Genomic DNA, 14,863 nt, shown 5'->3' on the forward strand with positions numbered 1-14,863 from the left:
GGTGGTCGCGGTTGGGTGCGGATGCAGCGACGCGGAACGCGCACGGTGGGGGCGTGAGGGACTCTCCGCGTTCAACACCCCCGGTGTTGAGAGGACACCCCACCCCGCTCGCGCTTCGCGCGAACGACCCTCCCCCTCCAGGGGAGGGTAGAGACCTCGCTCCTTCGGCGGCGCCGGCGGCTGCACGATCTCCCTGGACGGCGCCTGCGCCTCGCAACAACCGACAGTGCGCGACGCAAAGAGCGGCCTGCTCCTTTCTGACACACCACCAGGACGAGTCGCGGTCCGGAATTCGGCTCACCGGCAATTTCGCGCAGGAACCGGGCGGTGTGAACTCGTTCACTTGTCCGCTCAACCTTGATTCGATACTCTATCGGTCTACTACCTTCAAACCGATGGTTTGCTTGGGATCGAGCATATGAACCAGTTCATTGCACTGTTCGTCGCCGCGATCGCCCTTGTCGTGCTGCCCACGATTGCCGCGGCTGACTGTCCGAAAGGCTACGTGCCATGCGGCGAACGAAACCAGTTGTGCTGCCCGCGAAAGTAGCAAGTCGCAAATGGCTTTGGCTTGGTAGCCTCGTCTTTGTCGCGATCGGCCTGGTGATGGTTGCAGCCTGGGTCGGGTTCCCGCGAAAGAAACAGACGATCACGGCCATCCTCTCCGAGACCGGATATTTCGAGGTGGTCCCGCCGAGCACGTTCGGCGGTCCCGGCACCATCAACACGATCGAATATTTGAGCAATGGCCGGCTGGAGCTGCATCCGACCTGCGATATCGACCCCGCGCTGCTGGCCGACAAGATCCGGAAATCACCGACCGTGGACCGGGACCTGAAGCAGTCGCTCGAGAAGAATCTCGACGTGTCCGCGCAGGTCAGGGACAAGCTGTCGGCGGTCGCCGGAATGCAGCAAGTTGATTCAATTCACCTCAAGCTCGAGAACGCCAACATTCTCCTGATTTCCGACGAGTCGCTGATATCGACCCGCAATGCATTGCTGAAGGCCGAATGCGAGGACGCGATCGCCCTGAACCTTTCGAGCGGCGGAGTCGTCTGCCAGACGCGGTCCGTGCTGGAGGCCGACGTCGTCTACGAGATCAAATATCACAACACGATTTCGATGGAGGAGCGGGCCAAGCTGACATCCGAGATCGCAGCGAAGCTCGAGCTGGACGCACACCAGGGATCGGACGACAAGGTGTCCGGCTCTCAATTGTTCTTTGGCATAAGACTGTCGCCAAATCCGATCGTCCTGAAGTCCGCAGCGGGTGAGATCAAGCCCTGTAACAGGAGATAGGACGGCGCGCTTTCACCCCTTCGGCGGGGCCAGCGGCTGCACGATCTCCCCGAACGGTGCCAGCGCCTCGCAGCGTTCGGCGTGTGCCGACAGCGCCGGATAGCGCGACGGCTCGAACAGTTGCGGATGCGCTTCGCGGGTGAAGCGAACGACGCAGGCAACCGCAATGTCGGCGTGGCCGATCCGGCCGCCCAGCCAATACGGCGTCGTCACCCCGGCGCGTTCGGCTTCGAGCACTTTCAGCACGTCGGCGATCTGCGCCTGGCAGCGCTCGACCCACAGCGCAAGCTGCTCCTTCCGCAGCACGCGCTCATAGAGCAGGCTCACCGCCTTGTCGCCGAGGCCGGTGGCGAGTGCGCAGATGCGTAAATGCTTTCGCCGCTCGGCGCCGCCGCGCGGCAGCATCGCCTTCTCAGGCCCGACGAGCTCATCGAGATAATCGAGAATGATCGTGCTCTCGATCAGCGCCTCGCCGTCGTCGAGCACCAGGGTCGGCACGCGGCGCAGCGGATTATACGGCGCGATCTTGTCGGCGTCGCCGAAGGTGGACCATGGCCGGTGCTCAAAGGCGAGGCCGTAGAGCCGCAGCGCGATCGCGACACGGCGGACGAAGGGAGAATCGTATTGGCCAATCAGGAGCATGGTTCTCGCTCACTAGTCAGGGCCGGGGCTCGAAGCCGGCCATTCATCTTCTTCACAGGGCTATTATCGAACGACACAGCCAGCGAGCGGTGCCCAACGGCAACAGCTACGCATTTTCGTCTCGGCACCGCCTCAACTCCAGCTTGCCGAACAAATTGTCGCATGGTTCATTCCGCGGACCCAGAGGGAAGCCAAATGAATCGGCGGGCATTGAGAGCGGCAGCAGTCGGCCTGGCTCTTACGGCGATCGTGCCCGACGTCACGTCAGCAGCCGATCTGCCGATGAAGGCGCCGCCCAAACCTGCCGACTTCAATCCGTTCTGGGCCGAGGCCGACTACCTTGCCTGGAGCGTGACGGGCGACAAGCTGCCGGCGCTGGTGACCACGAGCGCGGTCGGCACGCCGCTGGGAGTTGTCGGCGTGCTCGGCCAGCCCACGACGACCGTGCTGTTCGGCAATTCCAGTGTGAACAGCGACTGGCGTTCGGGCGGGCGCATCACCGCCGGCTACTGGTTCGATCCGCAGCGCAGCCGCGGCATCGAAGCCTCGTTCTTCGGGCTGGAGAATCTCTCGACCGGATTTGCGACCGACATCAATGCCAATCCGATCCTGGCACGGCCCTTCACCAATGCGCTGACGGGAGTTCCCGACGCGCTGATCGCGGGATTTCCGGGGCTGGCCACCGGCAGTGCTAGCGCGAGCGAAACCTCGCGCCTGCTCGGCGCCGGCGCGCTCTATCGCTGGGATCTCGGCGCGTGGAGCGGACAGCGCGTCAGCGCGCTGGTTGGCTATCGCTATCTGCGGTCGACCGACACGCTGACGATCTCCAATACCGCGACCATTCTTGCCTTCGGCACCTTCAGCCCCACCGACAATTTCAAGGCGTCGAGCAATTTCCACGGCCTCGATCTCGGCCTTACCGGCGACTGGCGCAATGGCCCGTGGTCGCTGGAGTGGCGCGGCAAGGTGGCGCTCGGCGCCAATCTCAACAGCGCCGACATTTCGGGCTCGACCGCCTCGACCGTGGCCGGCGTCACCACGACGGCCCCGGGCGGCTTCCTCGCGCTGTCGAGCAATATAGGCCATTACGACCAGACCCGCTTCGCCGTGGTACCGGAGCTGTCGTTGAAGGCGGGATATCAGGTTGCGCCCGGCTGGCGGCTGATCGCCGGCTACGACGTGATGTACTGGACCGGCGTACAGCGCGCCGGCGGGCTGATCGACACCACCGTCAATCCGAACCTCACGCCACCGCCGGCCGGCGGCGGGCCGAACCGACCCGGGCCGGTGCTCAACACGACGAACCTGCTTGCGCAGGGGTTCAGCTTTGGCGTGCGGTATAATTATTGAGGGCGCGTAGCCCGGCATTACTCAATGATCGGCACATGCCTCGCCGCCGTCGGCAATGCCGTTCCATCGAGGCGCGGATCATCGGCCACCTCGATCTGGCGACGGAACGCACGAAATCCCGAGCGCTGATAGAACGCAACGGCGGACGGATGATCAAAGGTGCAGGTGTGCACCCAGACGCGGCGCAGCTCGCGCGACCAGGCAGTCTCCAGCGCGCGGTTCATCAGGAAGCGAGCGGCTCCCGTCCCGATCAATCCGGCGGTGACGCCGAAATAGACCAGCTCGCACTGGCCGGCCTCGCGGAAATCCAGCTCGAGCAGGCCTTCGTCGCGGCCGTCCACGACCAGGGCATGGACCTCGATGCCCGGCGCGTGGACGATTGCGGCAAGCTCCCCGTCATTCAGGCGCGCACGCGAGAACCACAGCCACTCCTCGCCGACGCGGCGATGGAGATCGCGATACCAGTGAAGCGCGGGCGCGTCGACCTTGCGCAAGGTCCAACTGCCTGGAGGATCGTCGCGGCGCGCGGGAGGTGCGGTCATCTCCAGATGGGTGACGACCGCCGCGATCTTGCCAGCGGGGATGTCGGAATAGCCGTCGGGGATGATCATGGGTGGCCTCTCAGAAAGACATGGCGAACAGCTCGCTTGCGGCCCATCCTTCGAGACGCCCGCCTACGGCGGGCCCTCAGGATGACGGCGCATTTCGCGGCGAGATATCAGACCCTCATGGTGAGGAGCCCGCCTAAGCGGGCGTCTCGAACCATGCAGGCCGCGCTCTTCCGGCACTCTCCAGCCAACAAGTCGATCATCGCGGCGTCAAAATGATCGCTTCCGCGGTTGCGGCTTCGACGGCCGGGCGGCTGTAGAGCAGCGGGACATATTGGCCCGTGGCCCAGAGCGGAGCGAGGTCGCGGTAATGGGCGCTGAAGGGATCGCCGGATTGGCCGGGCGTGTTGATGGTGCGGCTCGCATCCCAATTGCCGACGTCGAGCACCATGCGGAACGATGCGCCGGCGAACAGCTGGTAATCGGCGCGGCGGTAGGTGGCCGCGCGCGGCACATTGGCGGCACCGCCATAGGCGAGCGGGCCGACCGAGAGCTGCGCGGCGGTCGCCTTGTCGGCGAGCGGCATCAGCGCATGGTCGAATTTCGCGACATGCAGCCGGCCCCAGCGCCAGGTCGAGGCATCCGGCCCGAGCTTGCCCGTGACGTCAGCCACCGCGGCGCCGAGGCTGTCGCGCAGGATCTGGTCGCGCGCGGCAGCGGGATCGGCGCCGAACGACGCATCGGGAGATTCCAGATAGGCGACCAGCGCCGAAATGCTCGACGCCTCCGGCGCGATCAGATCGGCGGCCTTGGGCGCCGTGGTCTTCAGCAGCACCGGCCCAAGATGATTGGCGATCCAGACCTCGAACACGGCAGCCGCCGCGCTGTCGGCGGCATCGCGCGCGTCCCATGGCTTGAGCAGCTCGAGACCCTTCTTCACATTGGGATCGTCGGAGGTGAGCGGCTGCAACAGTTTGACGAGGCGCCGCCCCAGCATCGCGGTGTCGTCGTTCTGCAAATCCATGGCGTCGGCGAGCGTGACCTTGCTGTTGGCCGCAAGCACCTCGGTGATGCGCTGCCAGCGCGCGCTGTCGGACCATTCGAAGCCGACCTTGCGTTCGGCTATCGGGTAATCGGCCGGCAGGTTCATCTGGTTGGCGGTGGCGAGAAAGCCCTGCTTGGGCTGATAGGCCTTCGGCAATTCGTCGAGCGAGAGAAAGCCCTGCCACTCATAGCGGCCGTCGCCGGGCACCGGCATCAGGCCGTCGAAGTTGGCGCGCCGCGGCGTCTTGCCGGCGGCGACCCAGCCGATATTGCCGCGGGTGTCGGCATAGACCTGGTTCTCCGACGGCGCGCCCCAGCGCCGCATGGCGGCGAGGAAGCCGTTCCAGTCCTTCGCGGTCATGTAGTCGGACGAGCCGAAATAGGCTGACGTGCCGGGCTCGAACCAGATCGAGCGGACCGCAAAGGCGCGCTTGTTCGCATCGTCGACGAAGATGACGGGACCGTGGCGGGTGAACTTCAGCTCGAGGTCGCGATCGGCCTCGCCTTTGACCTGCTCGGTCTCGTGGACGATGCGCATGTCCTCCCAGCCATTGCCGTAGCGGTACTGGTTGGGGTTTTGCGGATTGAGCTCGTAGACGTAGAGGTCTTCCTGGTCGACGTTGAAGATGGTGAGGCCGAACGCAATGGTGCCGTTGTGGCCGATCGAGATGCCGGGCAGCGCCGGCTCGCCGGCACCGATCACGGAGAGGCCGGGCGCATTGAGGCCGACGATGTAGCGCAGCGAGGGCACGCTGTGCTCGCGATGCGGATCGTTGGCGAGGATCGGGCGGCCCGTCGCGGTGCGCGATGCCGCGATCACCCAATTGTTGGAGCCGATGGTGTCGCGCTGCTGGTCGGCCTCGGTGAGGTATTTGTCGGGATCATGCGCAAGTGCGGCCTGCTTGTCCTTCGGTGCCGCGAAGGCCACCGGGCGCGTCGCAAGATCGTAGGCCGCGAGCACGGCCTTCGGCACGCTGCAGGGGTCGAGCCCATCAGGGACTTTCGTGGTCCATGCCGGTTCGAGCTTGACGCGGAAACGATCGGCATCGAGGCCGGCCGCGCAGGCGACCAGCGAGCGCTTGACCTCGGAGGCGACATTGCGCGTCAGGCCGTGGCTGCGAATGCGGACGACGTCATCCGCCGTCCACGGATCAGGCATGGTGCCGGCGATCCTGAACTCGATCGGCAGCGGACGTTTTCCCGCGCGCACATCGGCGACATAGGCATTGACGCCGGCGACAAACGCGTCCGCATAGGTCTTCGCCTTGGGACCGTAGGCCGCCCACTCCGCGTTCATGTCGCCGCGATAGAGGAACAGCCGCAGCGCCTTGTCCTGCTCGGCATAGGCCGGGCCGAAATCCTTTGCGAGCAGGCCGAGGCCGCGCTTGCGCCAGAGATCGATCTGCCAGAGCCGATCGCGCGCGGCGTTGAAACCCTGCAGGAAGAACAGGTCGTGCTCATTGCCGGCATAGATGTGCGGGATGCCCCAGACGTCGACCAGGATCTGGGCGGGGGCGTCGAGGCCTGCGACGTCGGTCTTGAGCTGCCGCGCGCTTCCGAGCGGGTTCGCCTTCTCGCGCGCGATGGCTGTCGAGGTCAGCAGCGCGGCGCAGATGGCTGCGCCGCAGAGTTTTTGGATGACCCGGTTGAGATCCGTGTTCATTGTCTTCTCCCGTTGTTGTTCTTTTAGTCCGTAGCCCGGATGGAGCGAAGCGTAATCCGGGAATCTTATTCGTGGAAAAAACCCCGGATTACGCTTCGCTCCATCCGGGCTACGACATCCGCCCTATCCTTCTCCCTCATCGCTCGCGAGCACGCCCTTCACCGCCCTCGCCCAACCCGCGAGCTTCCGCTCCCGCGTCGCCTGACTCATGTTCGGCTTGAAACGATGCTCGAGGCGCCAATTGTCGGCAAACTTCGTCGGCTCGGGATAGACGCCGGCCTGGAGGCCGGCGAGATAGGCCGCGCCCAACGCCGTGGTCTCCTGGATCACGGGGCGATCGACCGGTGCGTCCAAGAGATCGGCGAGGCGCTGCATGGTCCAGTCGGAGGCGGTCATGCCGCCGTCGACGCGCAGCACGACGCTCGCGACTTCCGAGCTCGGCCAGTCCGCGCGCATCGCGGCCCAGAGGTCGAAGGTCTGGTAACACACGCTCTCCAGCGCGGCGTGCGCGAGCTCGGCAGGGCCGGTGTTGCGGGTGAGGCCGAACAGCGCGCCGCGCACGCGCGGATTCCAGTAGGGCGCGCCCATGCCGACGAAGGCCGGGACCAGATAGACGCTCTGCATGGAATCGGACTGATCGGCGAGAGGCCCGGTCTCGGCGGCGTGCTTGATGATGCCGAGGCCGTCGCGCAGCCACTGCACCGCCGAGCCGGCGACGAAGATCGAGCCTTCGAGCGCGTAGGTGCGCTTTCCGTCGAGCTGATAGGCGACGGTGGTGAGCAGCTTGTTCTTGGAGACGACCGGCGTGGTGCCGGTGTTGAGCAGGGCAAAACAGCCGGTGCCATAGGTGGACTTCATCATGCCCGGGCGGAAGCAGGCCTGGCCGATGGTTGCGGCCTGCTGGTCGCCGGCAATGCCTGAGATCGCGATCGCGCCGCCGAACAGGTCTGGCGTGCTCTCGCCGAAGCGGGCGGAGGAATCCTTCACCTCGGGCAGCATCGAGCGCGGCACGCCGATGATCTCCAGCAGCTCGTCATCCCACTGGCCGGTGTGGATGTTGAACAGCAGCGTGCGCGAGGCGTTGGTGGCATCAGTGGCGTGCACCTTGCCGCCGGTGAGGCGCCAGAGCAGATAGCAGTCGACGGTGCCAAACATCAATTCGCCGCGCGCCGCACGCGCCCGTGCGCCGGGTACGTGGTCGAGGATCCAGGCGACCTTGGTGCCGGAGAAATAGGGATCGATGATCAGGCCGGTCTTCTGCGAGATCACGGGCTCGCGGCCGTCGTGCTTCAGTTTCGCGCAGATGTCGGCGGTGCGACGGTCCTGCCAGACGATGGCGCGGTGCACGGCCTGGCCGGTGGCGCGGTCCCACACCACGGTGGTCTCGCGCTGGTTGGTGATGCCGATCGCGGCGATATCCTTTGCGGTGATGCCGGCCTGCTCGATCGCGTCGCGGCAGACCATGACGGTCGAGGTCCAGATGTCCTCCGGCTCGTGCTCGACCCAGCCCGAGGCCGGAAAATGCTGCGGAAACTCCTGCTGCGCGCGGGCGGCAATCGAGATGTCACTGCGAAAGACGATGGCGCGCGACGAGGTGGTGCCCTGGTCGATGGCGAGGACGAAAGACATGGAAGCTACCTTGGCGTTTCCCTGAGAGGGGGTCATTGTGTCGCGCCAAAGGGAGCGGATTAGGGCGGCAAGGTCAAGATTGGATGAGCGGACACGGCCGCCTTCCCTTCTCCCCTTGTGGGAGAAGGTGGCGCGCAAAGCGCGCCGGATGAGGGGTATGTTTCGGCGAATTCAGCAGGAAGAGATTCACTCGCGGAGAGATACCCCTCACCCGTCTCGCCGCTATGCGGCGAGCCACCCTCTCCCACAAGGGGAGAGGGAAGAAGGCTACACCGCTGCCGTGGTCACGCCGCCGTCGATGACGATGGTCTGGCCGGTCATGAAGCTGGACGCGTCGGAGGCGAGGTAGGCGACGGCGCCGGCGATTTCGTCGGGTTCGCCGATGCGGCGAAGGGGCGTGGTGGCAGTGCGGCGCTTGAGGTTGGCTTCGTCTTCCCACAGCGCGCGGGCGAAATCGGTCTTGACGAGGCCGGGCGCGATGCAGTTGACGCGGACGCCTTTCGGGCCCCATTCACCGGCGAGCGAGCGGCACAGCGCGAAATCGGCGGCCTTGGAGATGCCGTAGGCGCCGATCACGGTCGAGCCGCGCAGGCCCCCGATCGAGGAGATGATGACTACGGAGCCGTTGCCGCGCTCGGCCATTTGCGGGATCGCCAGCGCGGAGAGCCAGATGTTGCTCTTGACGTTGCTGCCCATGATCTTGTCGAAGGCCTCGTCGGTGATGTCGAGCAGCGGACCGTAATACGGATTCACCGCCGCGTTGCAGACCAGGATGTCGATCTTGCCGTAGTGCTTGATCGTGCCCGAAATCAGCGCCTCGACCTCGGCCTTGCGCGCGATGTTGCAGGGAATGACGATGGCATCGCCGCCGGCCGCGATGATGCCGTCGGCGACTTCCTTGCAGGCCTCCGCTTTCCGTGATGACACCACGACCTTGGCGCCGAGCTTTGCGAGCAGCTCCGCGGAAGAGCGGCCGATGCCGCGGCTGGAGCCGGTGACGATTGCGACCTTGCCGGTGAGATCGAACGGGGTGTTTTTCATTTTAGTGGTTCCCTCTTCTTTGCATCGTCAAACTCACCGTCATGGCCGGGCTTGTCCCGGCCATCCACGTTCTTCCCTTGCCGCCAAGACGTGGATGCCCGGGACAAGCCCGGGCATGACGATCTCAGTGCGGCTACCGTCTCGCGATACGGTGACTAGATCAACCCGCTCCCATCCGCGACGCGGCGCTGGTGGTAGTCGGTGTCACCAAAGCTGTTCTCGATCATGGTGAGGCGCTTGAAGTAGTGGCCGATCTTCGCCTCCATGGTCATGCCGATGCCGCCGTGGAGCTGGATCGCCTGCTGTCCGACGAACTTCAGCGACTTGCCGATCTGCACCTTGGCCGCGGCGATGGCGTTGGAACGCTCCTTGGCGTCCTCGAAATCGCCGGCCATGGTCGCGAACATCGACATCGATCGCGCCTGCTCGGCGGCGACGAACATGTCGGAGGCGCGGTGCTGCAACGACTGGAACGAGCCGATCGCGACGCCGAACTGCTTTCGGGTCTTGATGTACTCGACGGTGGTCTTGAGCGACTCGTCCATCAGCCCGACCGCCTCGGCGCAGAGCGCGATGCGGGCTTCGTCGACGACGCGCTCGATCAGTGCGAGCGAGTCGTCGGGATTGCCGATCGCGGCGTCCGCGCCCACTTCAACACCGGTGAAGGTGATGTCGGCGGCGTGCAGGCCGTCCTGGGTCGGATACGACTTCTTGGTCACGCCCTTGGCGCCCGCCGGCACCAGGAACACGCCGATGCCGGTCTTGTCGCGGCGGTCGCCCTTGGTGCGGGCGGTGACGATCAGGGTCTCGGCGTTCTCGCCGTTCAGAACGACGAACTTCTCGCCGTCGATCACGTAAGCCTCGCCCTTCTTCTTCGCCGTCGTCGAGACGTCGAAGAGATCGTAGCGCGAGTTCTTCTCGAGCTGGGCGAACGCCAGCGTCTTGCTGCCGTCGATGATCCCCGGCACGTGCGCGGCCTTCTGCGCATCGGAGCCGGCGTGGCGCAGGAAGCCGCCGCCGATCACGACCGTTGCCAGATACGGCTCGAGCACCAGCGCCTTGCCGAGCGCTTCCATCACGATCATGGTCTCGACACCGCCGCCGCCGAAGCCGCCATCGGCCTCCGCGAAGGGCAGGCCAAGCAGGCCCTGCTCGGCGAGCTTGCCCCAGACGGCCTGGCTCCAGCCGCCCTTCTCCTTCATGTACTTCTTGCGGCTCTCGAAATCATAAGAATCGGTCAGCAGGCCGTCGATGCTGTCCTTGAGAAGCCGTTGCTCCTCGTTCAGATCAAAATCCATTTCTTTGGTTCCTCGTACCCGAAATTATCTGGCTTCGTCATCCCGGGGCGCGCATCGCGCGAGCCCGGGATCCATACTCCCGATCGTGGCTATGGATTCCGGGCTCGCGCTGCGCGCGCCCCGGAATGACGCCTAGAGCCCCAGCACCGCCTTGGCGATGATGTTGCGCTGGATCTCGTTGGAGCCGCCGTAGATCGAGACCTTGCGGTTGTTGAAGTAGCTCGGCGCGATCTGGGCGGTCCACTCCATGGCTTCGTTCGAGCCGTCGTCGCCGTGCACGTCGTAGGGTGCTGCGAACGGACCGATCACTTCCATCAAGAGCTCGGTGGTGGTCTGCTGGATCTCGGAGCCCTTGATCTTCAGCACCGAGGACGCCGGATTAGGCTTGCCCTTGCCGTGCTTGCCTTCGTCCGCGACGACGCGCAGCTGCGTCAGCTCGAGCGCCTTCAGCTCGATCTCGCAGGCCGCCAGCTTCTCGCGGAACGCTGCGTCCTGGATGATCGGCTTGCCGCCGGATTCGACCTTGCCGGCCAAATCGCGGATGCGGCGCAGCCGCTCCTTGGACACGCCGACCCGGGCGATGCCGGTGCGCTCATTGCCGAGCAGGAATTTGGCGTAATCCCAGCCCTTGTTCTCCTCGCCGATCAGGTTCTCGATGGGCACCTCGACGTCGTCGAAGAACACTTCGTTGACCTCGACGCCGCCGTCGATGGTCTGGATCGGACGCACGGTGACGCCCTTCGACTTCATGCTGAAGACGATGAAGGAGATGCCCATCTGCTTCTTGGCGGAGGGGTCGGTGCGGCAGAGGCAGAAGATCATGTCGGCGTGCTGAGCGAGCGTGGTCCAGGTCTTCTGGCCGTTGATGATCCACTTGTCACCCTTGCGCTCGGCCTTGGTCTTGAGCGAGGCGAGGTCGGAGCCGGAGCCGGGCTCGGAGAAGCCCTGGCACCACCAGTCGTCGACATTGGCGATGCGCGGCAGATACTGCTTCTTCTGCTCTTCGTTGCCGAAGGTGTAGATGACAGGGCCCACCATGTTGACGCCGAAGGCGAGCGGCTGCGGCGCCGGATAGGACTGCAGCTCCTCGTTGAAGATGTAGTGCTGCACGGAGGTCCAGCCGGTGCCGCCATACTGCTTCGGCCAGTGGCTGACGCCCCAGCCCTTCTTGTTGAGGATGCGCCACCACGTCACCATCTCGTCCTTCGAGAGGTGACGGCCCTCGACCAGCTTACGCCGCGTATCCGGCGGTACGTTGTCGCGGAAGAATGATCGCACTTCCTCGCGAAACGCCTGCTCTTCCCTAGTGAATGCGAGATCCATCGGATCCTCCTGTGAGCTTCTTTGTTTCGTCGCCGTCAGGACGACGGTGAAATTACTGCAACACCTCGAACAGCCCGGCCGCGCCCATGCCGCCGCCGACGCACATGGTGACGACCGCATACTTGGCCTTGCGGCGGCGACCTTCGATCAGGGCGTGGCCGGTGAGGCGCGCGCCCGACATGCCGTAGGGATGGCCGACCGAGATCGCGCCGCCGTCGACGTTGATCTTCTCGGGGTCGATGCCGAGCTTGTCGCGGCAATACAGCACCTGCACCGCGAAGGCTTCGTTCAGCTCCCAGAGGCCGATGTCGTCGACGGTGAGGCCGTGGCGCTTGAGCAGGCGCGGCACGGCGAAGACCGGGCCGATGCCCATCTCGTCCGGCTCGCAGCCGGCGGAGACGAAGCCGCGGAAGATGCCGAGCGGCTTGAGGCCGCGCTTTGAGGCTTCCTTGTCGCTCATGATGACGGAGGCGCTGGCGCCGTCGGAGAGCTGGCTGGCATTGCCCGCGGTGATCGAAAAGCCTTCGCCGCGCACCGGCTTAAGGCCGGCAAGGCCTTCAGCGGTGGTCTCGGGGCGCGGACCTTCGTCCTGCGACAAGGTCACCTCCTTGAACGAGACGGCGCCGGTCGCCTTGTCGGTGACCGCCATCTGCGTCGTGATCGGCGCGAGCTCGTCCTTGAACTTGCCGCCCTGCTGGGCCGCGGCTGTGCGGCGCTGGCTCTCCAGCGAATACTCGTCCTGCTTCTCGCGCGAGATGCCGTAGCGCTTGGCGACGACTTCGGCGGTGTCGATCATGGGCATGTAGACTTCGCCCTTGATCTTGAGCAGCGCGGGGTCCTGGGCGTGAAAGCCGTTCATCTTGTCGTTCTGAACCAGCGAGATCGACTCGCCGCCGCCGCCGACCGCGATCTCGACGCCGTCGAAGATCACCGAGCGCGCGGCGAGCGCGATCGCCTGCAGGCCCGAGGCGCATTGCCGGTCGATGGTGGTGCCGGCGACCGTCACGGGCAGACCTGCGCGGAGCAGCGCCTTGCGCGCGATGTTACCGCCGGTCGCGCCCTGCTGGAGCGCCGCGCCCATCACGACGTCCTCGACCTCCTTCGGATCGACCTTGGCGCGGGCGACGGCCTCGCCGATGGCGTGGCCGAGCAGCGTTGCGCCCTCGGTGGCGTTGAGCATGCCGCGATAGGCCTTGCCGATCGGGGTGCGGGCGGTGGAAACGATGACGGCGTCGGTCAAGAGCGACCTCCTGGTTGCGTGGATTGTGCTGGTTTCTGCTGCTGGCGCAATTCGTGGCGCGACAATTTTCCGACCGGCGTGCGCGGCAGATCGTCGACGAACTCGACCGCTGCCGGCAGCTCGTGCTTCCCGACCTTGCCGGCGAGCTGCGCGCGCAGCTCGTCGAGCGAGAACGGCTTGGCGTCCGGCTTGAGCTTGATGAAAGCCTTGGCGGCCTCGCCGCGATACTGGTCGGGAATGCCGAGCACGATCACCTCGTGCACGCCTGGAATGGTGTAGATCGCCTGCTCGATCATCTGCGGATAGACGTTGAAGCCGCCGGAGATGATCATGTCCTTCTTGCGGTCGACCAGGAAGAAATAGCCGTCGGTGTCGACATAGCCGATGTCGCCGGTGAGGAAGCGGCCGTCCGAAAAGGACTCCGCGGACTCCTTCGCCTTGTTCCAGTAGCCCTTGGTGACGTTCGGGCCCTTGATGCGGATCTCGCCGACTTCGCCCGGCGGCAGCACTTTTGTCGGATCATCCAGCGAGACCACGTCCATCTCGATACCGGGCAGCATCAGGCCGATCGACCCCGGCTTGTCCGGTCCCGTCGGCGGGTGGCCGGTGCCTGGCGAGCAGGTCTCGGTCATGCCCCAGCCGCTGCGCAGCTTCTTGCCGACCTTGCGCTCGAAGAAGTTCGCGATCTCCACCGGCAGCGGCGCGCCGCCGGAGCCGATGACGGCGAGCGAGGAGAAGTCGCGCTTGTCGAGATCAGGCAGGGCTGCGATCGCGATCCACATCGTCGGCACGCCCGGGAAGTACGTCGCGCGCTTGATTTCGATGTCGCGCATCACCGCCTCGACATCGAAGCGCTGGTGGAGCGAGATCAGATTGCCGCGGCTGAGCGAGGACAGCAGCACGACGGTGAGCGCATAGATGTGGAACAGCGGCAGCACGCAGATCACGCGCTCGACGACGTCGCCGCGCGCCGCGCGCGACGGCTTGCCCCAGACATCGTAGATCGACACCGCCGAGGTGAGATTGCCATGGGTGAGCATCGCGCCCTTGGGCAGGCCGGTGGTGCCGCCGGTATATTGCAGCAGCGCGACGTCGTCCGCCGTCACGGACGGCCACTCAGCCGGCGCGGTGGCGCCTTCGACGAAGCTCTTGAAGGTGACGATGCGGGGATCATCGGGGATCGGCGCCTGCGGCGTGCCGACCTTGCCCCAATCGTCGTCCTCGCAGACGACCAAGCGATCGATCAGGCCCTTCTCCAGAAACTTCAGCGCGGTCGGCAGCAGCGCCGCGAGGTTGGAGGTGACGAGCAGGCGCGAGCCGGAATCCGAGACCTTGTGCGTCAGCGCGATCTCGCCGTCGAGCGGGGAGAGATGCGCGACGCGGGCGCCGGCCTTGAGCGCGCCGAAGAAATTGACGGGGTGATCGGGCGTATTGCCGAGGAACAGCGCCACGGAACTGGTCTTGCCGCAGCCGGCACGCAGGAACGCCGCTGCCGCGCGCTCGGCCATGGCGGCAAGCTCGGTATAGCTGATCGGACGATCGCGGAATTCCAGCGCGGTGCGCGGGCCGAAATCGGCGGCGGCGTTCGACAAGAGGTCAGGCAGCGAGCCCTGGACGATGGTGTCGTCCCAATGCACGCCCTCGGGATAAAACTGTTCGCCGGGATGGGTCATTATTCTTGATTGGTTGAGCGAGCAACTAACAGAGACCGTCATTCCGGGGCGCGACAAAGTCGCGAGCCCGGAATCCATAACCACCAGCTGGGGTTATGGATTCCGGGCCTGCG

At 65.3% G+C, this 14,863-nt stretch carries 11 protein-coding genes; 2 read left to right on the forward strand and 9 right to left on the reverse strand.

The window, feature by feature from the left end; translation table 11 throughout:
- The first annotated feature begins 510 nt into the window (after positions 1-510).
- Positions 511-1,299, forward strand: a complete 789-nt coding sequence (locus ABIB95_RS29785; protein WP_071916715.1) for a hypothetical protein — start codon at positions 511-513, stop codon at positions 1,297-1,299.
- Positions 1,300-1,311: 12 nt separating this feature from the next.
- Here the strand turns inward: ABIB95_RS29785 and ABIB95_RS29790 are convergent, their stop codons facing one another.
- Positions 1,312-1,941, reverse strand: a complete 630-nt coding sequence (locus tag ABIB95_RS29790) for a glutathione S-transferase family protein (RefSeq protein WP_354244585.1) — start codon at positions 1,939-1,941, stop codon at positions 1,312-1,314.
- 195 nt (positions 1,942-2,136) lie between these two features.
- Here ABIB95_RS29790 and ABIB95_RS29795 point away from each other — a divergent pair, with 195 nt between their 5' ends.
- A complete protein-coding gene (locus tag ABIB95_RS29795) occupies positions 2,137-3,291 on the forward strand; it encodes a BBP7 family outer membrane beta-barrel protein (RefSeq protein WP_354244588.1) in 1,155 nt (384 codons plus the stop codon).
- Between the two features lie 17 nt (positions 3,292-3,308).
- Here the strand turns inward: ABIB95_RS29795 and ABIB95_RS29800 are convergent, their stop codons facing one another.
- The 8 genes from ABIB95_RS29800 to pimA all read right to left on the reverse strand — a co-directional run bounded on the left by ABIB95_RS29800 (position 3,309) and on the right by pimA (position 14,750).
- On the reverse strand, positions 3,309-3,902 hold the full coding sequence (locus tag ABIB95_RS29800) for a GNAT family N-acetyltransferase (protein ID WP_354244591.1): 594 nt from the start codon (positions 3,900-3,902) through the stop codon (positions 3,309-3,311).
- Positions 3,903-4,098: 196 nt separating this feature from the next.
- Positions 4,099-6,546 (reverse strand): penicillin acylase family protein, encoded by a 2,448-nt coding sequence (locus ABIB95_RS29805; protein ID WP_354244594.1) that lies wholly within the window; start codon positions 6,544-6,546, stop codon positions 4,099-4,101.
- Positions 6,547-6,669: 123 nt separating this feature from the next.
- A complete protein-coding gene (glpK, locus tag ABIB95_RS29810) occupies positions 6,670-8,175 on the reverse strand; it encodes a glycerol kinase GlpK (RefSeq protein ID WP_354244597.1) in 1,506 nt (501 codons plus the stop codon).
- Between the two features lie 267 nt (positions 8,176-8,442).
- On the reverse strand, positions 8,443-9,216 hold the full coding sequence (locus ABIB95_RS29815; RefSeq protein ID WP_247316099.1) for an SDR family NAD(P)-dependent oxidoreductase: 774 nt from the start codon (positions 9,214-9,216) through the stop codon (positions 8,443-8,445).
- 155 nt (positions 9,217-9,371) lie between these two features.
- Positions 9,372-10,514: a pimeloyl-CoA dehydrogenase small subunit gene (pimD, locus tag ABIB95_RS29820; RefSeq protein ID WP_354244600.1), complete on the reverse strand. Its 1,143-nt coding sequence runs from the start codon at positions 10,512-10,514 to the stop codon at positions 9,372-9,374.
- Positions 10,515-10,646: 132 nt separating this feature from the next.
- A complete protein-coding gene (gene pimC, locus ABIB95_RS29825) occupies positions 10,647-11,837 on the reverse strand; it encodes a pimeloyl-CoA dehydrogenase large subunit (protein ID WP_354244602.1) in 1,191 nt (396 codons plus the stop codon).
- Positions 11,838-11,889: 52 nt separating this feature from the next.
- Positions 11,890-13,077, reverse strand: coding sequence for an acetyl-CoA C-acyltransferase (locus tag ABIB95_RS29830; protein ID WP_014498261.1), 1,188 nt, complete (start codon positions 13,075-13,077; stop codon positions 11,890-11,892).
- On the reverse strand, positions 13,074-14,750 hold the full coding sequence (gene pimA / locus ABIB95_RS29835) for a dicarboxylate--CoA ligase PimA (protein WP_354244605.1): 1,677 nt from the start codon (positions 14,748-14,750) through the stop codon (positions 13,074-13,076). The genes ABIB95_RS29830 and pimA overlap by 4 nt, the downstream gene beginning before the upstream one ends.
- Positions 14,751-14,863: the final 113 nt, after the last annotated feature.

This window comes from Bradyrhizobium sp. LA2.1, from assembly GCF_040547725.1.
In the GTDB taxonomy this organism is placed as follows: domain Bacteria; phylum Pseudomonadota; class Alphaproteobacteria; order Rhizobiales; family Xanthobacteraceae; genus Bradyrhizobium; species Bradyrhizobium barranii.

What these genes read in the sequence shown, in the direction of transcription:
- glpK (WP_354244597.1), bottom strand. Translation starts at nt 8,175, where the DNA reads ATGTCTTTCGTCCTCGCCATCGACCAGGGCACCACCTCGTCGCGCGCC.
- ABIB95_RS29800 (WP_354244591.1), bottom strand. Translation starts at nt 3,902, where the DNA reads ATGATCATCCCCGACGGCTATTCCGACATCCCCGCTGGCAAGATCGCG.
- ABIB95_RS29815 (WP_247316099.1), bottom strand. Translation starts at nt 9,216, where the DNA reads ATGAAAAACACCCCGTTCGATCTCACCGGCAAGGTCGCAATCGTCACC.
- ABIB95_RS29790 (WP_354244585.1), bottom strand. Translation starts at nt 1,941, where the DNA reads ATGCTCCTGATTGGCCAATACGATTCTCCCTTCGTCCGCCGTGTCGCG.
- ABIB95_RS29805 (WP_354244594.1), bottom strand. Translation starts at nt 6,546, where the DNA reads ATGAACACGGATCTCAACCGGGTCATCCAAAAACTCTGCGGCGCAGCC.
- pimC (WP_354244602.1), bottom strand. Translation starts at nt 11,837, where the DNA reads ATGGATCTCGCATTCACTAGGGAAGAGCAGGCGTTTCGCGAGGAAGTG.
- pimA (WP_354244605.1), bottom strand. Translation starts at nt 14,750, where the DNA reads ATGACCCATCCCGGCGAACAGTTTTATCCCGAGGGCGTGCATTGGGAC.
- ABIB95_RS29785 (WP_071916715.1), top strand. Translation starts at nt 511, where the DNA reads ATGCGGCGAACGAAACCAGTTGTGCTGCCCGCGAAAGTAGCAAGTCGC.
- pimD (WP_354244600.1), bottom strand. Translation starts at nt 10,514, where the DNA reads ATGGATTTTGATCTGAACGAGGAGCAACGGCTTCTCAAGGACAGCATC.
- ABIB95_RS29795 (WP_354244588.1), top strand. Translation starts at nt 2,137, where the DNA reads ATGAATCGGCGGGCATTGAGAGCGGCAGCAGTCGGCCTGGCTCTTACG.